We start from the raw sequence: 20,226 nt of genomic DNA, 5'->3' as shown, positions 1-20,226 counted from the left end.
CCGGCCCATCGCCAAGGCCGGCCCGCCGCCGTGCTGCGCGTACGCGGCCCCGAGGACATCGCCTCGACACTCGCCCACAGCCGGACGGCGGGCCTTCCGCTCGCGGTGCGCCGCGGCGGACACGGCATCAGGCGACGTGGCGGCGGGGCTCGCACCGTACGGCCTGGCCGTCTCCTACGCAGGACCGGGCCCCTGGGTGGACGGACTCCCCCGGGGCCCGGTCGGCTCAGCTGTCGGAGCCGTCGGCGTCGGCGTCCGGGATCCAGGAGCCGTGGATGCCGCCGGTGACGCGGCGGGGGAGGTGGACGGTGGCGATGCGGTTGAGGTCGGAGGCGTCCAGGACCAGGAGTTGGGAGGCGTTCTGTTTGAGGTCGGAGACGACGGTGAGCAGGTAGCCGTCGTCTTCGCGGGTGGCGCCGGCTGCGGGGACGTATACGGCTTCGCTGGGGAGGCGGGCGTCGCCGGCGTCGTGGATGAGGCGCTCACCGGTGGTGCGGTCGTATTTGACGATGCCGTAGCTGCCTTGGCCTTCCTGGTCGGGGAAGGAGACGGCGTACTGGTAGCGGTGTTCGGCGCCGAGGTAGTCCTCGTTGAGGGTGGGGAATTCGGTGGCGAGGTCGTCGATGGTCTGCTCGTCGACTCGCCCTGTGGTCAGGTCGATGGTCCAGCGGCGGTTGTGGGAGCGGGTGTTGGGTTCGGTGCCGCGGCCGGGTGCGCCGACCCACCAGTTCCAGGAGAGCTGGAAGCCTTCCCGGTCGACGGTGGGGCCTTCCAGGACGATGCGGCCCTGGGTGTCCTCGTAGGCGTTGGCGGCGTGCAGCATGTTGCCCGGCTCGATCGGGAACCAGCGGATCTTCGAGGCGCCTTGCGGTCCGCGGGGCATGACCCCGATCCGGGCGGGCTGCGCGTCGTTCCAGGAGTAGGGGATGCCGGAGTGTTCGGCGGGGTCGAAGGTGACGGTGCCCTCGATGAAGACCACGTGGTGGCGGGTGATGGCGAAGTCGTGCTTGAGGGAGGCGGTCGCCCCCGGTACCTCGAAGCTGTGCGTGATCTGCCCCGTGGCGTCGGCGACGTAGTAGATCAGGTGCGGGGGGATGGGTGAGGAGCCGAAGAAGTGGAGCTCGCCGGTGGCCGGGTCGGTCTTGGGGTGTGCGGTCATGGCGCTGCGCAGTTTGCCGTCGAAGTCGTAGGCGCCGACCGTGTCGAGGTCGGGGGTGAGTTCGAAGGGGAGGTTGGCTTCGCACAGGGCGAGGAGGCGTCCGGCGTGTTCGATGACGTGGGTGCCTGCGGTGCTGGCGGTGAGGTCGGGGCCGTGGTCGGTCATGTAGGGGGCGCCGTCGAGGGCGGGGGTGTGTACCCAGCGGTTGCGGTACCACTCGGCGCGGCCGTCGCGCAGGCGGATGCCGTGGACCATGCCGCTGCCCTTGAACCAGTGGGTGGGGGTGACGCCGGGCTTGGGGTTGTGGCTGTTGCGGATCAGCCGGCCGGTCAGCTCGCGGGGCAGGCTGCCCTCGACGGTGAGCTCGGTGGCGGTCAGCTCGTCGACGGCCGGGGCGTAGTGGCCGATCAGGTAGGGCTTGGCGGTGGTCATGACAGGAACCTCGCTTTGGTGACGGATCACGGATGACGGATGACGGATGAGGGGGACGGACGGGTTGATGTGCTGTCGGTCCTGAATCGGTCGGGGGGTCAGTGGCGGCCGCCGGTGGCGGGCTGCGCGGCTGGGCTCGCGCCTGCGCCGGAGGGGACGGTCTCCGTGCGGCGTACGAGGAACAGGGCCAGGGCGGCGGTGGCCGCGAGGACGGCGGCGGAGATGGCGAAGGCCGTGCGGTAGCCGGCGGTGAGCGCCTCCAGATGTGGCTGGTGGGCGCCCGCACGGGTGGTGGCGGTGCCCGCGAGGGTGGCCAGGACTGCGAGGCCGATCGCCCCGCCGACCTGCCGGGTGGTGTTCACCAGGCCGCCGGCCAGCCCGGCGTCCTGCCGACCGACACCCTCCACGGACAGGGCAGTGAGCTGGAAGAACGCGACGCTCAGTCCCAGACCGATGAGGACGGCGGGGCCGAGGACGTCGGCGAGGTAGCTGCCGTGGGCGCTGATCCGGGACAGCCACAGCAGTCCGGCGGCCTCCGTCAGCAGGGCGCCGGTCACCGTCGCGGTGGCGCCGATCCGGCGGGAGATCCGGGGTGCGAGGGCAGAGCCGAGCATGTTGGCTCCGGCGAGCGGGAGTTGGCCCAGGCCGGTGACCAGGGGGCTGGAGCCGAGGACCTGCTGCTGGTAGAGCGGCAGGAAGAAGAACAGGGCGATCCACACCGAACCCAGCAGGGCCATCAGCGCATTGCCCACGGTGACACGACCGGTGCGAAACAGGTGCGGCGGCAGCAGCGGATCGGGGTGGCGGCGCTCGATCAGGAGGAACGCGGCCCCCAGTACGGCGGTGACGGCGAAGGCTCCGAGGACGGCGGTGTCCGTCCAGCCCGAGCGGCGGGCGCCGGTCAGCCCCCATACCAGGGCGGTCAGCGCGAGGGTGACGGCGGCGGTGCCGGGCAGATCGAACCGGCCACTGCCGGTGACGGGCGTCCGCGGCACGCCGAGGGCGGTACCGGCAAGCACCAGGAGGGCTCCGAGGGCGACGGCGAAGAAGATCCACCGCCAGCCCCACGCCTGGGTGAGGACACCACCGAGCAGGACTCCGGCCGCGCCTCCCGCACCGGACACCGCGCCCCAGACGCCGAGCGCCCTCCCCCGCCCGGGTCCTGGCGGGAACAGGTCCATCACCAAGGCCAGCGCCGCCGGGGCGATCGCCGCCGCGCCCAGGCCCTGCGCGGCACGAGCCGCGATCAGGACCGTGGAGGAGGCGGACAGCCCGGCCGCCAGCGAGGCGGCCCCGAACACCGCGAGCCCGCCGAGCAGCACCCGGCGCCGGCCGAGGAGGTCGGCGATCCTTCCGCCGGCCAGCAGCAGTGCGCCGAAGGCGAGGCCGTAGGCGTTGACCACCCACGTCGTGCCGCCGTCCGACAGTCCGACGCCGTCGCGGATCTGCGGGAGGGCCACATTCACGATCGAGGTGGCGAGCATGACGGTGAACTGCGCCCCCGCCAGAGCGGCGAGCGCCCCACCGGGGTTCCGGGTGGTGGCGGCGATCTTCATTGCTTCCCCCTTGAGTGGTTAACCACTCACACATGACGCCTGAGAAAGGGCGGGGCTGGATGCCCCGCCGAGCGGCCGACCGCGCGGTTGCGCGGCCCGCGCCGGAGGTCAGTAGTGCGTGATGCCCGCGGACAGCGTTCTGATCCAGGGGGCATCCACCTCGTCGGCCCCCATGGAGACGATGAGATGGCAGAGCATGCCGAGCGCGAAGAACTGCTGGACCTGCTCCTCGGTGCCCCCGGAGGCCCCGCGCACGTATTCCACCAGCCGCGCGTAACCCTGCTGGACCGCCTCCCGTACAGCAGGCTCGGAAACGGCCGCGGCCTGGGCGTGCAGCTGGATCAGCATCAGGGCGTTGTCCGTGATCAGCCGTGCGTAGGCATCCCCCATGGCATCCAGCACCACCTCGGCGGAACTGCCCTTCGCCTCGGCCGCCGCCTGCTCCAGACCGGCCCGGACCTGCACGAAGCAGTGCCCGACCACGGCGGTGAACAGCTGCTCCTTGCTCGGGAACAGGCGGTAGACGTACGCCTGCGAGATGCCGGCCGCCTTCGCCACCTCGGCCGTGGTGGTACCCCAGTAGCCGCGCGCCGCGAAGGCACCGATGGCGGTGCGCAGCACCGTCTCGCGACGCTCCTCGGCGGTGGACAGCTGGCGGGGTCGTTCGTTCTTCATGTGAGTACTCAACCACTCACACTCTTGAGTGTCAACGGCGGCCCATCCGCGAGGGGACGGGCCGCCGTGACCGACGGAACGGATTCAGCGGGTACTGCGGTCGGCAGCCTTGATCAGGTCTTCGACCGTGCCGGGGTGGCTGACCATCACGGAGTGCGGACGCCCCGGGAACCTCCATGGTCCGGCGCGTACCGGCACGCTCGTACTCGAAGCATTGCAGCGCCGGCGGAATGGCCTTGTCCGCCGCCGCGACGAGCCCCCACGAGGGAATGTTCGTGCCAGGCGGCCGCCTGGGTGGGCTCGGTGAGGTGGGCGGCACCGGCCGGCCTCTGTGCGGCCTGCATGACGTTGGTGACCGACCGGGGAAGATCCGCTGCGAACGCGCTGCGGAACTTGTCGGCCTTGAGGTAGATGTCCTTGCCCGTGGTCCCGTCCGGGTTGGGGAAGGGCACCTCATTCATCGCGTCCGGGATCTCACTGCCCGGGTACTTGCCGAGGAGGCCGATCAGCGCGTCGCCCTTCTCGGGCACGAACGCCGCGACGTAAACGAGGGCCTTGACGTTGGGGTTGCCGGCAGCGGCGTTGGTGATGACCGCACCGCCGTACGAGTGGCCGACGAGGACGACCGGGCCCTTGACGGAGCGCAGGACGCTCGCCAGGTAGGGCGCGTCGGCGGTCAGGCCGCGGAGCGGGTTGGCGGGGGCGATCACCGGATACGCCCGAAGCCGAAGTTCGAACCCACGAACATGACCCCCGTCACACAGCCGCCGCAGCCCACCGCACGCCCACCAGGGCGATGGCCGTCAACCCCGGACGGGCGAGGCCGTCTGGGAGGAGCCGCTGGGACGCGCGGCCGGTTACCACTGGCCGCAGTACTCCGTCCACCGCGGCCGTCTGCAGTTGCTCCTGCTGGCGGCAGTGCGCGAGCGGCTGGGGCCGGACTCGGTCCGTACCGGCCTGCTCTTCCGGCGATTCGAGCAGACCGCGGACGGCGTCCGCGCCCACTTCCTGGACCGGTCGAGCGGCCTGCCCGTGGTCGACGACGCCGACGTGCTGGTCGGCGCCGACGGCATCGACTCCGCGGTCCGCGCCCAGCTCTACCCGCACGAGAGCCCGCCGAGGGGGAACGGCGTCCACATGTGGCGCGGGGTCGCCCACCACCCGCACGTCCTCGACGGCCGTTCGATCGTGGTGGCCGGGGGCACCCCCGGCGCGAAGTTCGTCGCCTACCCGATCGAGGACCCCGCGACCGCGGCCGGCGACCCCCTGATGAACTGGGTGCTGGAGGTGCGGCACGGGCCGTCCGCCCCGCCTCCGGACGGCCCCGGCCGACGCGTCACCGCGGCGGAGGCCCGCGCCGGACTGGCATCCTGGAAGCTGCCGTGGATCGACCTCACGGCGCTCGCCGAGCACTCCTCGGCGATCTTCGAGTACCCGATGCTCGACCGCGATCCCCTGCCCCGCTGGAGCTTCGGGCGGGTCACCCTGCTCGGCGACGCCGCACACCCGATGTTCCCCATGGGCATGAACGGAGGATCACAGTCCATCGTGGACACCCGTGTGCTGGCCTGGTGCCTGGCCCGGGAGAACGACCCCGTGGCGGCGCTCGGCCGCTACGACCGGATACGCCGGCCCGCCGTCGACGCCATCGTACTGGCCAACCGGAACCTGGGTCCGGAAGAGATCATCGCGCGAGCCGAGGAGCACGGCGGAGCGCTGCCCGCCGGGCAGGCCGAACAGATCGCGACCCACTACAAAACGCTGTCCCAGGCCACCGTTGCACAGGTCAACACCCACTCGTCCTGGACGGTCCCGCGCCGAGGGGCTGCCGGCTGAGGTCACACCGTGTCCTGGTCGGTGCCGATGGCGCCGGCCGAGCGGAGTGATCTCCCGAGGGCTCCGGTGAGGATGCGGGGGTGTCGCCGCCACCACCACAGATCGGGACCGGGCAGCTTGTGGAACTGGTCGAGTGCTCGGCCGTCGTCGTCGACGGTCGCGGCCCCGTACCGGTCGTCCAGGGCTTTGATCTGCGGTGTCCAGAGCTGGCGTTCACCCTTCCAGCGACCGTGAACGCCGTCCGCCAGCCGCGCTGGTGCAACAGCTCGCCTACCTCGGTGTCAGTGGCCACGATCGTGAGGCTCTCATACCTCGTATTCGTCGTGGCGGCGCAGCCAGTGCGTCTCCTCGCCCACCTCGTGGCGGCCCAGCGGTGTCCGGTCGAGGAGGCCGTAGTAGGCCATGGCGGGTTCGAGGCCGCGCGCGGTGGTGACGTACGTCCGGTAGACGATGCCGTCCGACAGCGCGTAACAGCTCAACCCGGGTCCCTCGGTGACGTACCCGAGCACGTCCGTGCCGCACGCCCGCGCCATCTGGCTCACGGTCGGCGGAACCCCGCCCTCCAGGAACGGTCTCAACTCCTCCGCCGTGTGCGTGAAACCGAGGTCGCGGTGGAAGTCGCTGCCGCCGGCGCAGACCCAGTCGAAGCTCCAGCCCATCCGCTCCCGGTAGGGGAGGAGCTTGTCGAGCGGCGCCCGCGAGGAGCAGATCAGCGTCACGTCACGGGCCTTGAGGTGGACCGCGTTGGGATCGAGGGTGTCCGCGATCGAGGAGCAGACAGGGCATCCGGCCTCGTACGGCGGTCCGAACATGAAGTGGTAGACGAGCAGCTGCGAGCGCCCGTCGAAGAGGTCCGCGAGCGACCTGGTGCCGCCCTCGGTCTCGAACCTGTAGTCCTTCTCGACCCGCACCCGGGGAAGTTCCCTCCGCTTCTGCGCGAGCGCGTCACTGCGCCGGGTCAGGTCCTTCTCCTCCACGAGCAGCTCTGCTCGCGCAGCCTCGAATTCCTCCTGTGTGCCGACTCTGTGTTCGGGCATGTGCCTTTCCCTCCTGTGCGGCAGCAGAACACCGCAACGCGCGGCGGGCGGTCGCCCGCAGCGGCTGCCGTCAGCGCCTGCACCGGCGTTACCCGTCGCCCTACGTCCACCGTACGCGCGCGGCGTCGGACCTTCGCGACCAGCTGGGGGCCCTGCGGCCTCCCGGGTTTTGGCCCTTCCGGTTCTGTGATCTGCTGGAGATCTGGAGATGTCGTCGGACCGTCGGCTGTCGACGGTGCACCACCGCCAGAGGTGTGGCACGGGTGACCGAGGCGGCCGGGGCAGCTCGCGTCCTTGGGAGGTTCCCGTGCCGCACCTCCGTCCGGCCCCTCCGGCACCCACGCGGCCCGGAGTCCTGCTACCCGCGCGGGACCTGGCGGTCGCGTGGTTCCTGATGGTGCTGCTGGCCGCGCTGGCGTGGGTACTGACCATCGGCCAGTCCCGCCGCATGGGGATGGAGCCCGGCACCATGGGCCTGGCGCTCCCCCTCTTCCTGCTGCTGTGGGTGGTCATGATGGCGGCGATGATGCTGCCGTCCGTCGCACCCGTCGCCATCACCTGGGTGCGCGGTATCAACCGCCGTTCGGCCGGCCCTGCCCGCGCCCTGAGGATCGCCGGGTTCGTCAGCGGCTACCTCCTGGCCTGGACCGCATTCGGGCTGCTCGCGTACGGCGCCCTGGCCGCGACCGGGCACCTGGTGGACAGCAATCCCGGGGCGGGCCGCTGGATAGGCGCCGCGGTGTTCCTCCTCGCGGCGGCTCAGCAGTTCGGGCCCCTGAAACGGGTCTGCCTGCGTCACTGCCGCAACCCGATGTTCCAGCTGCTCCAGTACTCGCGCTACCGCCCCTGGGCGAAAGACCTGCGGGTGGGCACGCACCACGGGCTCTACTGCGTCGGATGCTGCTGGGGCCTGATGATCGTCCTGATCCCGCTCGGCGTCATGAACGTCGCCGCGATGGCAGGACTGGCGGCCGTGATCTTCCTGGAGAAGCTCTGGCGGCAGGGACCCTGGCTCGCCTGGGCCGTCGGCCTCGTCTTCCTCGTCCTGGCCGTGCTCGCCCCCTTCCAGGACTGGCTGCTGCCCGGCCTGGGGACATCCGGTCCCCCCATGGACCAGATGGCCCGCTGGACAGGGTGAGCCGTCGCTGCGTACCCCGCGGGAAGCGACCCGTACAGCGGACCCCTCCATCGGGCGGCCTGAGCTTTCGCCGACGTGGCAGCGGGGGGAGAATTGATATGACCCGTACGGCCGAGCGCCTGGAGTGACGTCCGGCGGGGCAATCGCCGACCGTGCTTCCCGTCCGTACGGGCCGCGAGGAGGCGAGGAGATGTCTGAGACGGCAGCGACCGTTCCGAGATGGCACGCGGCCGGCGACTGGTTCGATACGTGCAGGTGCAACGTTCCCTGCCCCTGCTCGTTCGCCCAGGCGCCCACCTACGGCGAATGCGACGGCGTCCTGGCCTGGCACATACGCGAGGGCAACTACGGCGAGGTACGACTGGACGGCCTCAATGTGCTGATGCTCAGCTCCTTCGTCGGCAATGTGTGGGCCGACCACACCGATACGTTCGCCGCGGTATTCCTGGACGAGCGAGCCGACGGCACGCAGCGCGAAGCACTACAGATGATCTTCGGCGGCCAGGCCGGCAGCTGGCCTGCCGAAATGGTGAGCATGATGGACGCCGAGATGCGGGGCATGGACTTCGCCCCCATCGAGATCGAGGTCGACGAAGACCTCGGCGGCTGGCGGGCCACGATTCCCGACCGGGTCGAGGCGAGCGCGCAGGCGCTCACCGGACCGACGACTCCCGAAGGCGCCCGAGTCCAGTCGACCAACCTTCCGGGCTGCGAGACCGGGCCCGGACAGATCGCGACCTGGGGCCGCTCGACGGCGGACCGCGCCGACGCCTTCGGTTTCCGCTGGAGCCGCGAAGGCCAGTCCAGCAAGCACATCACCTTCGACTGGACGGGCCCCGACTGAAACCGGCTGCTCCCGTCCGACGGACAATGATCTCCGCGTGGGATGCGACCTCTCCTCGGCCGACCCCGACTGGTCGATGTGACCCAGAAAAGCGCAGATCAGCGCACCCGTCCGCGTGCTTTCAGCGGGACCGGCGGGAGTTGCGGGGCAGGGATCGGGGGGGCCGTCGTAGCCCTTCACCTCGCCGTAGAGGGAGCCGTTGGTCCAGGCCTCGCGGAACTCCTCGATGTCCGCCTGGCTGCGCCCGATCCAGTTCCAGAACGTCACACGAGATATCCGTCTTCGTGCAGGTCAGGAACGTATAAGACCCTCCAGCGTCAGCAAAAGGCCAGCATTGGCGCCCCAGGAGTCCCGCACCGCATGGCAACGAAGTCTCTGCCCCACGGCATGGGCACCTTCTACAAGGACTGCGAACACCCGCAGTCCCGCTGGTCGAAGTGCCCGCACGAATACACTCTCCGTTACCGCAACGCGGCCGGAAAGCAGTCCGAGGAGGCGGGCTTCTCCGCCCAGGAGAAGGCCATCGCCCGCCTCACCACGGTCTACCAGGAGAAGAAGGCAGCTCCCCGGAGCCGGAGCAAGGCCGAGCGCATCCAGAAGTACGGCGCGATGCATTTCCGCGAGTACACCGCGGAGTGGAAGGCCGGCCAGCGCGACCTCGCCGAGTCTTCGCTCCGCACCCTGGAGTCCCTTCTCGAGCACCACATCCTCCCGACCCTCGGCAGCCGCCGGATGAGCACCTTCGACCACAAGGTCGTCGACGGCTTCATCCGCACCGTGGAACGCAACGGCGCCGGCCTCGCCACCCGGTCCAACGCCTTCGACAAGGTCAAGTCCGTCCTCCTGGACGCCTACCGTCTCGGCATCTACACCGAGAACCCGTTCCGGGGCGTCAAGCCCCCGCAGTACGACCCCGAGCGCGCGGTCATCCCCTCCCCCGCGCAGCTCCGCGACATACGCACCGCCGGCGACGACCGGTTCCTCCTGATCGCCGATCTGATGAGCGGCTGCGGCATGCGCAACGGCGAAGCCTTCGCCGTCAACCTCAACAACCTCGTGGCCAGCGACGTCTACCGCATCACCGAGCAGGTCAACCAGACCACCAAGGCCTACGGCCGCCTCAAGCACCGCAAACCCACCGACTACCGCGACGTCCCCCTCCCGGCGCGCGTCCGCGAAACCATCGAGTGGTACGCCGACAAGCACGGCACGGTCGACGGCTACCTGCTGCGCCACCCCATGGACCCCACGAGGCCGTTCCTCGCCTACTACCTCCAGAACCAGTGGCAGCGCATCAAGCGCGCAGGCGAAGTCGACGTCTCTGACGGCATGGTGATCTACAGCCTCCGCCACTTCTTCGCGTCGAACTGCCTCACCCACGGCATCCCCATCACCGACGTCGCCGAGTGGATGGGCCACAAGAGCCTCGACATCACCTTCAAGATCTACCGCCACCTCATGCCCGGCTCCATCGGCAAAGCGGCCAAGATCCTGGACGTCGGCCTGGCAGCGTGACGCTTTCCTTAGTCAAGCTGGAATGGAGAGCAGGCCGCACGGTCCAGGGGCCTCTCAACGCGGCACCGGCACGCAGACCACCGAGAAATCCCGGTGCGCGCTGCCCCGGCGGAGTCACACTGAGAACATGAACGACCAGTGGCGACGCGGGTACCCAATAGATCAACGCACTGCGCGTAGGCCATGACCTGGGGCACGAGGTACGCGGCGACGGTGATACCCGCCAGCAGGTCGCCGCGAAGCCAGCTGCGCTGGTAGCCGGCCAGAGCGGGTGGCTCGAAGGCAGATTTCAGACGCTGGGGCATGGCACTCCTTCTCGCCGCTGCCCACAGCATCCCGCGAGCGCCCCTACCTCACGGGTACCGACAGTCCAGGTCCGCCCGTCGGCCTCTACTTCACACGTAAGCCGCCGACCAGGGGTCCGGGGGCGACTACTCGGCCACGTCGAGCAGGAAGCCCGTGACAAGATCCGGCCTGATGCGCAGGGCCCTGGTCATCGTCTGACGCACCCACGGCACGAGCAACGCCGCGTACGGGTCCGCCCCGTCCTCCTCTGCGACCAGAGAGGCGTAGCCGGTGACGACGACGCTCCAGCCGAGGCGGGTCTCGGGGTCTACGACATCTGCCTCGTAGGCGACAACGACCCCGGGGGCGTCGGGCGTCGCCACGAGCGAAGCGAGCGCTCCGCCGTCCTGGAGCCGGACGACAATGTCCTCCCCGTCCACGAGATGGTTGACCAGCCTCACGGCCGGGAGAGCATGCTCGGTGAAGACGATGCGTCCCAGCGATACCGTGCCGAGCAGGCTCAGTGCTTCGCTTCGGTCCAACGGCTTCATGCTCCGAGTCGGCGCCCCATCCGGGCCGCTGAGATCTGGTCGCCGCGTCGCTTCGTGGTTCATCGTTCGCGCCCCTTGGTCGGCTCCCTCTTCCCGATTGATCGCGAGACCGGGAGGCTTCCTGACGCGCCTTGCCTCCCTCTCGTAGGGCCGGGTTCAGCCCTCCCCCGGTCCGGGCCGGCTTCGACCAGGCCCGTGCTCACGCAGCACGGTCAGACTCCGTTCGAACTCTTCCTCGTCGATCTCCCCTCGGGCGAACCGTTCGGCGAGCACCTGCTTGGCGGAAGGCGTAGCGCGGGGCTCTACCGGGCCTGAGGGGAAACGGTCGACGCTGCGGAGGAGCAGAACGACTGCCATGACGGCCAGAGCGACGAGGAGGACCATGCTGAACGACATGGCGACCCAGCCCCATCCGCCCATTCCGTGTTCGTACCAGAACATGGTTCACGCTCCTGGGGCAACGGCTTGGGACTCGGCCACAGGGCAGGTCCCGCGTGTTCCTACTGTCCACCGGCCTGCGGCGTCAGGGCATGGGCCGGTCGGGGTCACGACCAGGGCCGATCGGCCCATCCCCGCAGCCCTGCCGTGTCCCAGACTGAAGGCGGACTCGAACGGAGGCCGCGATGAGCACACATTCCCCCACCCGGATCGCCACCGCCCTGTCGGCGGAGTACCGCGCCCGTCTGACGGACATCGCGCGTGAGGTCGGTTTTCCGGTAGGTACCCGCCTCTTCAATGAGGGAGGCCACGCCGACCGGTTCTGGATCGTGCGATCCGGCACGGTCGGCCTCGACGTCCACGTGCCCGGCAGACAGGCTGCGGTGATCGAGACTCTTGGTTCCGGCGAGCTGGTCGGCTGGTCCTGGCTGTTCCCTCCCTACACCTGGCACTTCGGTGCGGAGGCGACGAGCCCTGTACTCGCCCACGAGTTCGATGCGGCCGCCGTGCGCACGATGATGGAGGCCGACCCCCGATTCGGCTCCGCAATGGACCACTGGGTGGGTCAGGTGCTCGCCCACCGGCTCGTGGCCGCCAGGGTCCGGCTCCTCGACCTCTACGCGCCTCACGGCAGCGGCAGCTCGCTGTGAACCGGATCCTCCCCGTCGAGATCATGCGAGGGAGCCGGCCATGCCCGCATCCCAGTACACCGTCAGTGATGTCATGACCCAGACCGCCGTGGCCATCGGCCGCGAGGCCTCGTACAAGGAGATCGTCGAGCTGATGCATCAGTGGAAGGTCAGCGCACTGCCGGTACTCGAAGGAGAGGGCCGGGTCGTGGGCGTCGTCTCCGAGGCCGATCTTCTGCCCAAGGAGGAGTTCCGGCAGGACGACCCGAGACTGCCCGAGCAGCTGGAGGAGGCATCCAAGGCCGGCGCGGTGCTCGCCGAGGAGCTCATGTCCAGTCCTGCCGTCACCGTGCACCCGGACGCCACGATCGCCGAAGCCGCCCGCATCATGGCCAGGAAGGGCGTGAAGCGGCTGCCGGTGGTCAATGCCATCGGCCTGCTGGAGGGCGTCGTCAGCCGTAGTGACCTGCTCAAGGTGTTCCTGCGGCCCGACGAGGAGATCGAAGACGAGGTCCGCAATGCCGTCCTCGCGGAACTGGCTCCCCCGGTAGGCATCGACTGCACGGTCGAGGAGGGCGTCGTCACCCTTCGGGGCGACCTACGGGACCGAGCCCTGGCACCTCTGATCGCCCGTGCTGTCCGCGCCGTCGAAGGGGTCGTGGACGTGCGGATGGAGCTCGCAGGTCCCGTCGGTACGGCTGCGTGACCCGCTCCCCACAGGTACTTTCCGACCCTTTCTGCGACAATGCGACTGAGACGTACACAGACCTCAGGGGCGTGGATGTCCGATACACCGGCTGCTTCTGCGGAGGCGCCCATCAGGGTGTTCCTCCTGGACGACCACGAGGTCGTCCGCCGGGGGCTGCACGACCTCCTCGACGCCGAACCCGACATCGAAGTGGTGGGCGAGGCCGCCACCGCCGAGCAGGCTCTGGCCCGGGGTCCGGCCCTGCGGCCGCACGTGGCGGTCCTGGACGTACGGCTGCCGGACGGCGACGGCATCACCGTCTGCCGCGAGCTGCGCTCGCGCATGCCGGAGCTCGCCTGCCTCATGCTCACGTCCTTCGACGACGAGGACGCCCTCCTCGACGCGATCATGGCCGGCGCCGCCGGCTACGTGCTCAAACAGATCAAGGGATCCGACCTGGTCGCCGCCGTGCGGACGGTCGCAACGGGGCAGTCGATGCTCGACCCCGCAACCACCGCCCGGCTCATGCACTCACTGCGGGACCCGGAAGCCGCCAAGCCGCCGGAGGACGAGCGCCTCACCGGGCTCACTGAGCGCGAGCGGGCCGTCCTAGAACTCATCGGCAGCGGCCTGACCAACCGGCAGATCGCCAAGCAGCTCTATCTGTCCGAGAAGACCGTCAAGAACCACATCTCCCGGCTGCTCGGCAAACTGGGCGTCGAACGCCGGGTCCAAGCCGCGGTCATCGCCGCCCAAGTACACGAGCACGAAGCGGGCAAGCCCTGACAACCGCTACGGGGTCAGGCATCGGCCCTGGGCAAGGGAACCGTCCATTCGAGGCGGGTGCCGTGTCCCGCCGCGCCTCGTGTCGAGACGGTCAGTCGGCCGCCCAGCTTCTCTGCCCGCTCGGCCAGGTTGCGGAGCCCGCTGCGGCGCCCATGTTCTGGGAGTCCGACCCCGTCGTCGGTCACGGTGACCACGAGTACGCCGTCGACCGCCGCGATGGAGACTTCCGTATGCTGGGCACGTGCGTGCCGAACGACGTTGCTGAGCGCCTCACCGATCACGGCCAGCGCCTCATCGGCCACTGACACTGGCACGTCGGTTTCTACCAGTCCCTCCATCCGCAAGGCGGGGGCGAAGCCCAGCACGGCAGCGGCCTCGTCAACCGCTCGGACTGCGCGGAGCCTGAGTTTCGGCTCCGCATCCGGCATCTCGTGTTCTCGAAGGCCGAAGATGGTCGACCGGATGATCTTGATGGTGCTGTCGAGGTCGTCAATGGCCCGTCTCAATCTCTCGGACGCCTCGGGGTGCTCCACGAAGCGTTGGGCGCTCTGCAAGGTCATTCCAGTGGCGAACAGCCGCTGGATCGCGAGGTCATGCAGGTCCCGGGCAATGCGGTCGTGGTCCTCGAGCAGACTCATCTGCTCCGCGTCCCGCCGGCGATCGGCAAGCTCCAGGGCGATCGCGGCCTGCCCCGCGAAGCCAGGCAAGGCCAAGGTCTCCGTAGCCGCGAACGGTGCACGACCGCGTCGACGGGCCAGCATCAGTACGCCGCTCAGCCGCTCCTTTGTGCCCACCGTGACCGCTACCGCGGACCCGAAGCCCTTCCACCGCTCCGGCTGTACGGTCACGCGCTCGTCGCTCTCGACGTCCGGGACCGTGATCAATCCGTCCTGGGCGAGGGCCGCTGCGGCGAGGGTGCCCTCACTGCTCGGCAGCACGATGCCCCGATGTGCCTCGGCTCCCTCGCCGAGGGCCAGCGAGCCGCGCAGCTCGCCGCCCGGGCCGACGAGGTAGAAGACGCCCATGTCGGCCACGGTGATCTCGCAGGCCCGCTCCAGCATCCCTTCCAGTACCTGGGTCTCGGAGGAGCCGGACAGCAGCTCGTTCGTGAAGTCGGAGCTGGCCTCCAGCCAGTGTTCCCTGAGCCGGACCTCCTCGAAGAGCCGTGCATTCTCGATCGCGATTCCGGCAGCGACAGCCAGGGTCGACAGGACGGCCTCGTCCTCGGCATCGAAGTCCGCCCGGCCCCGCTTCTCGGTGATGTAGAGGTTGCCGAACACCTCCTCGCGCACCCGGATGGGCACTCCGAGGAAGGTGTGCATGGGTGGGTGGTGGTCCGGGAAGCCGTACGAGGCCGGATGGTCGGACAGTTCCGTCAGGCGCAGCGGCTGCGGGTGCCGGATCAGCTCTCCGAGGATGCCGTGTCCGGAAGGCAGATCACCGATCTGGGCACGCAGCTTGTCGCTGATGCCGACCGGGAGGAATTCCGCGAGTGTCCGGTCGTCCCCGATCACTCCCAGGGCCCCGTACTCCGCGTCCACAAGTACCACTGCGGCTTCCACGATCCCATTCAGGACCTGGGGCAGGTCGAGTTCATGACCGATCGACATCACGGCTTCTAGGAGACCGTTCAGGTGGTCCCGGGTACCGCATACCTCATCTATCCGCACCTGAAGTTCGTCGAGCAGTTCATCCAGCCTGAGTCGAGGCAGCTGGGCGCGTGGGGTGTCGTGGCCCTCCCCGACCATGGCACCTCCAGGGGCACGCGGGAACGGAACTGACGTCTCCCACCACGGTAGCCCCGCGTTGCGATGGGTTCATTTCGGAGAGGTGTGCGGCCGCCGCTGTGTCTGGCGGTCTGCCGGCTTTCCTTCGGCGTCGCCCAAATGCCTGACGTGGGCATCCGGACCGGGAAAGTAGAGCGTGACGCGGCCGGTGTCCGACCAGCGGACGTCATACGGCGGAGTGCCGTCGTCATGGTGCAGTCCGACGACTTCGCCGTCACGGCCGGGCTTGCCGACAGTGGGGCCGCCCACGACCATCTGGTCCCCCAGGTGTGCATGGATGCCACTTCCGGTGGTGTCAGGGTTCATCGTCTTGTCTCCTTGTGGAATGCGGTTCTCGAGAGTCGGGCCGCGGTGCCTGCGGTGATGGCGGCGATTGCCGCGAGGCCGACGCCGGTCCAGCCGAGGGGCTCGGTGTCCAGCACCGCCTGAAGGAACGGCACGTAGAGCGCGGCCGCGGCGAGCAGCACCGACGCGAGTACGGACAACGGCAGGAAGAGGTTCTCGCGGGTCAGCAGACGAGTTCGCAGGCCCAGCACGACACCCAGCTGGGCTGCCAGGAGGGCGAGGAACAGGACGCTCTGCCACGGCAGGCCCCAAGTGCCGCGCGACGGCCCCGGCACCGAGGCTCGACGCGGTGACCACAGCGGCGAGGAGGAGCAGCCGCTGCCAGGCTCCGTCACCGAGGATCTGCTGGCCCGGTGGCCGCGGGGGCCTGCGCATGGCTCCTGGCTCGACGGGCTCGGCTCCCATGGCCACACCCGTCAGTCCGTGGGTGAGGAGGTTGATCCACAGGATCTGCCCCGCCCGCAGCGGCAGGGCGAGTCCCAGCAGGGGGCCGGCCAGCATCACGAGAATCTCTGCCGCGCCGCCGGCCAGCCCGTAAATGAGAAAGCGGCGGATGTTGTCGTAGACCCGCCGTCCCTCCTCCACGGCCGCGACCACGGTCGACAGCTCGTCGTCGGTGAGCACCAGGTCGGCGGCCTGCCGGGCGACCTCCGTGCCGCGTCGGCCCATGGCGACGCCGATGTCGGCCTGCCGGAGGGCCGGGCCGTCGTTGACTCCGTCGCCGGTCATCGCGGTGATCTCGCCACGCGAGCGCCATGCCTCGACGATGTCCAATTTCTGCTGCGGGGTGGTGCGGGCGAACACCTTGACGCCGGTGAGGTCGGTGATCCGTCCGGCTGCTACGTCCGGCCCGGTGACGACGCGCTCCTCAGTGTGGTCGTCGTCCAGCAGTCCGACGCGTGTCGCGATCGCCCGTGCCGTGGCGGGGTGGTCTCCTGTGATGAGCACCGGGGTGATGCCTGCCGCGCGGCAGGCGGCGAGCGTGGCGGTTGCGTGGGGTTTGGGCGGGTCGCGGATCGCTACGAGGCCCAGCAGGCGCAGCCCCGATTCCGCTTCGGCGGCGTGGCGCGGCACGTCGTCCCGTATGCCCGTAGCGACGGCCAGGACCCGATAGCCGTGGGAGGCCAGCAGTGCTGCTTCCTGCCGGGCGCCGTGGAGCAGATCGGGCCTCTCGCCGAGGATGGCTGTGTCCAGCACTACTTCCGGCGCGCCTTTCAGGCACACGAGCAGCCGGCCCGCCAACAGGGCTGATGCTTCGGCAAGTTCGGCGTCGGCGGCGACGATGTCACCCTCGCCGAGGAGCAGTACGTCGCCGGGAACGATTTCTGCGGCTGGAACCTCCCCCGGGGCGGAGTCGCGGAGCACCCGGGCGTTGGGGGCAGACAGGGCGGACAGGGCTGCCACGGCATTGTCGGCCCGGACCTCCTGCGCGACGCCGACGGCGGTGTTGACCACGATCACCAGAGCGATGACCATCGCATCGGCATGGTCGCCGATCGCGAGGGTCAATACGACGGCTCCCAGCAACACGAGGATCAGTGCATCCCTCAGTTGCGCGAGCACTCTGGCATACAGCGGAACGGTCTTGGCGGCCGCCACCTCGTTGCGGCCGTGTTCCGCGAGCCGACGCGCCGCCTCCGCCTCAGTCAGCCCCCTGTGGGGCCCTGCGGGAGCGGACGCCTGCTGAGCGGCGGACATCGTCACGGCAGTCCTCACACGACGGGAACCGTGATCACCGGGCAGTGCGCCCGGTGCAGCAGCCCGTGGACGACCGAACCGAGCCGCATCCCGCTGTAACCCCCCCTGCCTCGCCGGCCCACGACCACGGCAAGTGCATGCTCGGCGGCACCGGCAAGCTCCTCCACCGGGTGTCCGATGTGTATCTCGTGTGTCAACACGACGTCCGGGTACTTCTGCGACCAGCCTGCCGTCGTCTCCGACAACATCCGTCGCTGCGCCTGGAGCGCAACCTCCTCGTCATGGAGCAGGAAGACCGGAGCCTGCCACACGGAAACGGCACGCAGCTTGGCTCCTCTGAGATCGGCCTCCTCGAACGCCAGCGCCAGCGCCGCCTTCGATGATTCGCTACCGTCGATGCCCACCACCAGGTAGGGCGGCTGCTGTGTCACGTGCTCGGCGTCGCCCACGACCACGACCGGACACTGCGCTTGCGCGGTGACGGGGACCACGAGGGAGCCGGCGCTGAGGAACTCCGAGGTACGGCTCAGGTGGCGCGAACCGAGGACGATCATGCGGGCCTGCCTGGACATTCGGCCTATCGCCGCAACGGGGAACCCTTCGACCAGGTCCGCGACCGGTTCGACTTCCGGGTGGCGCTCCCTGCTCCAGGCGGCAGCGGCGCTGAGGGCCTCCGAGGCGGCCTGGTGCAGGGCCATGCTGCGGGGCGTGCCGTCGACGTGCTGCGTGTCGTGCTGCGGGGATACGGCGGCGACGAGCCGCAGTCCGATCCGGCGTCGACTGGCCTCATCCACCGCCCAGGCCAGGGGCATTCGCCAGTCCCTGGCCGGGTCGATTCCGACGACGATCTCATCGTGGTCGCCCGGGGCCGTCACGACTCGCTCCCGTGCTCCTGGCTGTGGCGCGGAATGAGCTGCACGGGACAGTTCGCGTGGTGGACCAGAGTGTGCGTGACACGCCCGAGGGTGGGTCCGAGGTAGCTGGGGGAGCGTCGGCCGCCCATCACCAGCAGGTCCGCCCGGCGCGAGGCCTCGACCAGGACACTGGCCACGGACACGCTCTTCTCGGCGTCCACCTGCACGGTCAGGCTCGGGAACTCCTCGCGGATCCGATCCCCCACTGCCTTCAGGTGATGGACGTGCTCGCCTGCGATTTGGTCCACGTCGTCGAGCATGGTCGCGACCATGCCGACGGACTGCAGGATGTTCCACACGTGCAGCAGCCGCAGTGAGCCCTTGCGGAGCTCGGCCTCGCGTGCGGCGTACCGTGCGGATTCGAGGTCGTGTTCATCGCGGACGGCAGCAAGCACCACACCCGTCTCGGCGCCGTTGTCGATGCCTCTGACAATGATGACGGGCGTCTTCGCGCCCGCAGCGACCTTCAGCCCGACCGAGCCGAGCATGAGTGAGCTGAATCCGCCCGCGCCGCGGTTGCCGACCACGATGGTGCCGTGGAGGCCCGCGGACCGGTGGAGGCTCGGGACCGGTGCGCTGCGGCTGAACTCGGTGTTGACCTGCAGGCCGGGGAACTGCTCCGCCACCGCGGTGGCGGTGGTGTCCAGCAGTTCACGGCCCGCCTGGCGGACCTGCTCGATGGTCTCCGCCGAAACGTAAAGGACCCGGCCGTCGGTGTCGGACCCGTACACGATGTGCAGCGGGCGCTCGCGGCGCGCGGCCTCGGCCGCTGCCCACAGCGCTGCCTGGCGGGCCGGCTCGGAGCCGTCGACGCCGACTACGACGGAGCCCAGTTCCGAGCTGCTCGTGGTGCCTTCCATGGTTCCTCCTCAAAGAGCCGCCGAGGGTCCGGCTCTCACGCTGGCACAGCGGACTCCCGCAGCAAGAGGGCCGCCCAGGTCCCCGAATGGGACCAAAGGTCCCGGTTCAGCAGGAAAGAGGCGCCCGCATGTGTGGGGGCAGGTCCGATCGGTCCCGGCTCCGGACCATTCGGCCCTCCTCCTCTGGTAGGGGTCGGTGGATCGTGGTTCTCAAGCGACCCCCGGCCTTCACGTCCGTGCGGATCGCCGGGACGACGGGAGGTGCCTCATGAAGCACATCAAGGTAGGAGACCTGATGACCGACGAAGTCGTCTCGGTCGTCACTTCCACCTCCTTCAAGGATGTCGCGAAGCTGCTCGCTCAGCACGACATCAGCGGACTGCTGGTCCTCGACGAAGAGGACCGGGTACTGGGCGTCATCTCCGAAAGCGACCTGATCGTCCGGCAAACGGCGGAGCATCCGCTGATGAGCGATGCGCCCGGCGGCCGAGGGACATTCGCATCTGAGGTGTCCTTCACCGCTGGTGAGGTCATGTCCGCGCCGGCAGTGACAGTCCACGCGGAGGAGACCGCGGCAGGCGCCGCCCGCCTGATGGCCCACCGAGGCATCGAGCGGCTGCCGGTCGTGGACGAGGAGGACCGCCTCGTCGGCATCGTCACCCGTCGTGATCTCCTCATGCTCTTTCTGCGACCGGACGCGGAGATACGGCGCCGCGTGGTCGAGGAGATACTCACGGACACGATGGGGCTGGGCGCGGGCCCAGTCACCGTCCACGTCCTGGACGGCATCGTCACACTGGACGGCCGGCTGGAGAGACAGAGCCAGGTTCCGGTCCTGGTCCGCCTCACCGGTCAGCTCGAGGGCGTGGTCGGGGTCGTCCCCCGACTGACCGCTCGCGTCGATGACTCCCCGCTCGCTGCCCCGCCACGCAGCCCCCTTGGGATGCCCTGGTGACCGTGAGGGCCGAGCGTGGACCGTCCGGGGGACGCCTGGAGCCCGCGCAGCCGCGTTTGCCGCCGTCACAAAGCGTGACGGTGTCTGTTTGATGATTC

The 20,226-nt window shown here is 69.5% G+C and carries 19 protein-coding genes and 4 pseudogenes; 8 read left to right on the top strand and 15 right to left on the bottom strand.

Features of this window, described 5'->3' with window-relative positions:
• Nucleotides 1-226 precede the first annotated feature (226 nt).
• From OG509_RS34055 to OG509_RS34040, 4 genes are all read right to left on the bottom strand, one after another.
• On the bottom strand, nucleotides 227-1,591 hold the full coding sequence (locus OG509_RS34055) for a carotenoid oxygenase family protein (protein ID WP_406186423.1): 1,365 nt from the start codon (nucleotides 1,589-1,591) through the stop codon (nucleotides 227-229).
• A gap of 98 nt (nucleotides 1,592-1,689) precedes the next feature.
• Nucleotides 1,690-3,147 (bottom strand): MFS transporter, encoded by a 1,458-nt coding sequence (locus OG509_RS34050; protein ID WP_406186422.1) that lies wholly within the window; start codon nucleotides 3,145-3,147, stop codon nucleotides 1,690-1,692.
• A 108-nt stretch (nucleotides 3,148-3,255) separates the two neighbouring features.
• Nucleotides 3,256-3,822 (bottom strand): TetR/AcrR family transcriptional regulator, encoded by a 567-nt coding sequence (locus OG509_RS34045; protein ID WP_406186421.1) that lies wholly within the window; start codon nucleotides 3,820-3,822, stop codon nucleotides 3,256-3,258.
• Between the two features lie 146 nt (nucleotides 3,823-3,968).
• Complete coding sequence (locus OG509_RS34040) at nucleotides 3,969-4,532, bottom strand: alpha/beta hydrolase (RefSeq protein WP_406186420.1); 564 nt, start codon at nucleotides 4,530-4,532, stop codon at nucleotides 3,969-3,971.
• A 190-nt stretch (nucleotides 4,533-4,722) separates the two neighbouring features.
• On the opposite strand from OG509_RS34040, the gene OG509_RS34035 reads away from it, so the two are divergent.
• Nucleotides 4,723-5,658, top strand: a complete 936-nt coding sequence (locus OG509_RS34035; RefSeq protein ID WP_406186419.1) for an FAD-dependent monooxygenase — start codon at nucleotides 4,723-4,725, stop codon at nucleotides 5,656-5,658.
• Between the two features lie 305 nt (nucleotides 5,659-5,963).
• Here the strand turns inward: OG509_RS34035 and OG509_RS34030 are convergent, their stop codons facing one another.
• Nucleotides 5,964-6,695, bottom strand: coding sequence for a DUF899 domain-containing protein (locus tag OG509_RS34030; RefSeq protein WP_406186418.1), 732 nt, complete (start codon nucleotides 6,693-6,695; stop codon nucleotides 5,964-5,966).
• 307 nt (nucleotides 6,696-7,002) lie between these two features.
• Here OG509_RS34030 and OG509_RS34025 point away from each other — a divergent pair, with 307 nt between their 5' ends.
• Both OG509_RS34025 and OG509_RS34020 read left to right on the top strand, forming a co-directional pair.
• On the top strand, nucleotides 7,003-7,833 hold the full coding sequence (locus OG509_RS34025) for a DUF2182 domain-containing protein (protein WP_406186417.1): 831 nt from the start codon (nucleotides 7,003-7,005) through the stop codon (nucleotides 7,831-7,833).
• Between the two features lie 190 nt (nucleotides 7,834-8,023).
• Nucleotides 8,024-8,677, top strand: a complete 654-nt coding sequence (locus OG509_RS34020) for a DUF1326 domain-containing protein (protein ID WP_406186416.1) — start codon at nucleotides 8,024-8,026, stop codon at nucleotides 8,675-8,677.
• Between the two features lie 98 nt (nucleotides 8,678-8,775).
• Here OG509_RS34020 and OG509_RS34015 read toward each other — a convergent pair.
• Nucleotides 8,776-8,944: pseudogene (locus tag OG509_RS34015) on the bottom strand (pirin family protein); the annotation flags it as partial.
• Between the two features lie 93 nt (nucleotides 8,945-9,037).
• On the opposite strand from OG509_RS34015, the gene OG509_RS34010 reads away from it, so the two are divergent.
• Nucleotides 9,038-10,192, top strand: coding sequence for a tyrosine-type recombinase/integrase (locus tag OG509_RS34010; RefSeq protein WP_406186415.1), 1,155 nt, complete (start codon nucleotides 9,038-9,040; stop codon nucleotides 10,190-10,192).
• A gap of 173 nt (nucleotides 10,193-10,365) precedes the next feature.
• Here OG509_RS34010 and OG509_RS34005 read toward each other — a convergent pair.
• The 3 genes and pseudogenes from OG509_RS34005 to OG509_RS33995 all read right to left on the bottom strand — a co-directional run.
• A pseudogene (locus OG509_RS34005) lies at nucleotides 10,366-10,497 on the bottom strand (hypothetical protein); the annotation flags it as partial.
• A gap of 126 nt (nucleotides 10,498-10,623) precedes the next feature.
• Complete coding sequence (locus tag OG509_RS34000) at nucleotides 10,624-11,028, bottom strand: pyridoxamine 5'-phosphate oxidase family protein (protein ID WP_406186414.1); 405 nt, start codon at nucleotides 11,026-11,028, stop codon at nucleotides 10,624-10,626.
• Nucleotides 11,029-11,184: 156 nt separating this feature from the next.
• Complete coding sequence (locus tag OG509_RS33995; RefSeq protein ID WP_267838611.1) at nucleotides 11,185-11,469, bottom strand: SHOCT domain-containing protein; 285 nt, start codon at nucleotides 11,467-11,469, stop codon at nucleotides 11,185-11,187.
• A 182-nt stretch (nucleotides 11,470-11,651) separates the two neighbouring features.
• Here OG509_RS33995 and OG509_RS33990 point away from each other — a divergent pair, with 182 nt between their 5' ends.
• The 3 genes from OG509_RS33990 to OG509_RS33980 all read left to right on the top strand — a co-directional run bounded on the left by OG509_RS33990 (nucleotide 11,652) and on the right by OG509_RS33980 (nucleotide 13,569).
• A complete protein-coding gene (locus OG509_RS33990) occupies nucleotides 11,652-12,116 on the top strand; it encodes a Crp/Fnr family transcriptional regulator (RefSeq protein ID WP_406186413.1) in 465 nt (154 codons plus the stop codon).
• Between the two features lie 40 nt (nucleotides 12,117-12,156).
• Nucleotides 12,157-12,801: a CBS domain-containing protein gene (locus OG509_RS33985; RefSeq protein WP_406186412.1), complete on the top strand. Its 645-nt coding sequence runs from the start codon at nucleotides 12,157-12,159 to the stop codon at nucleotides 12,799-12,801.
• Nucleotides 12,802-12,876: 75 nt separating this feature from the next.
• On the top strand, nucleotides 12,877-13,569 hold the full coding sequence (locus OG509_RS33980; RefSeq protein ID WP_406186411.1) for a response regulator: 693 nt from the start codon (nucleotides 12,877-12,879) through the stop codon (nucleotides 13,567-13,569).
• Between the two features lie 14 nt (nucleotides 13,570-13,583).
• Here OG509_RS33980 and OG509_RS33975 read toward each other — a convergent pair whose 3' ends face one another.
• The 6 genes and pseudogenes from OG509_RS33975 to OG509_RS33950 form a co-directional block, all read right to left on the bottom strand.
• Nucleotides 13,584-15,317 carry a GAF domain-containing protein gene (locus OG509_RS33975; protein ID WP_406186410.1) on the bottom strand — a complete coding sequence of 578 codons (1,734 nt, stop codon included), beginning with the start codon at nucleotides 15,315-15,317 and terminating at the stop codon, nucleotides 13,584-13,586.
• A gap of 69 nt (nucleotides 15,318-15,386) precedes the next feature.
• A pseudogene (locus OG509_RS33970) lies at nucleotides 15,387-15,620 on the bottom strand (DUF1918 domain-containing protein); the annotation flags it as partial.
• 38 nt (nucleotides 15,621-15,658) lie between these two features.
• Nucleotides 15,659-15,976: a cation transporting ATPase C-terminal domain-containing protein gene (locus tag OG509_RS33965; protein WP_406187763.1), complete on the bottom strand. Its 318-nt coding sequence runs from the start codon at nucleotides 15,974-15,976 to the stop codon at nucleotides 15,659-15,661.
• Between the two features lie 46 nt (nucleotides 15,977-16,022).
• A pseudogene (locus OG509_RS33960) lies at nucleotides 16,023-17,399 on the bottom strand (HAD-IC family P-type ATPase); the annotation flags it as partial.
• Nucleotides 17,400-17,413: 14 nt separating this feature from the next.
• Complete coding sequence (locus OG509_RS33955; protein ID WP_406186409.1) at nucleotides 17,414-18,274, bottom strand: universal stress protein; 861 nt, start codon at nucleotides 18,272-18,274, stop codon at nucleotides 17,414-17,416.
• Nucleotides 18,271-19,173 carry a universal stress protein gene (locus tag OG509_RS33950; RefSeq protein WP_406186408.1) on the bottom strand — a complete coding sequence of 301 codons (903 nt, stop codon included), beginning with the start codon at nucleotides 19,171-19,173 and terminating at the stop codon, nucleotides 18,271-18,273. The genes OG509_RS33955 and OG509_RS33950 overlap by 4 nt, the downstream gene beginning before the upstream one ends.
• A 268-nt stretch (nucleotides 19,174-19,441) precedes the next feature.
• On the opposite strand from OG509_RS33950, the gene OG509_RS33945 reads away from it, so the two are divergent.
• Entirely contained in the window at nucleotides 19,442-20,128 is a 687-nt protein-coding gene (locus OG509_RS33945) for a CBS domain-containing protein (RefSeq protein ID WP_406186407.1), read from the top strand.
• Nucleotides 20,129-20,226 lie beyond the last annotated feature (98 nt).

Source organism: Streptomyces sp. NBC_01006 (genome assembly GCF_045162725.1).
Taxonomy (GTDB): Bacteria; Actinomycetota; Actinomycetes; order Streptomycetales; family Streptomycetaceae; genus Streptomyces.
This window is presented reverse-complemented; position numbering and strand designations above follow the sequence as displayed.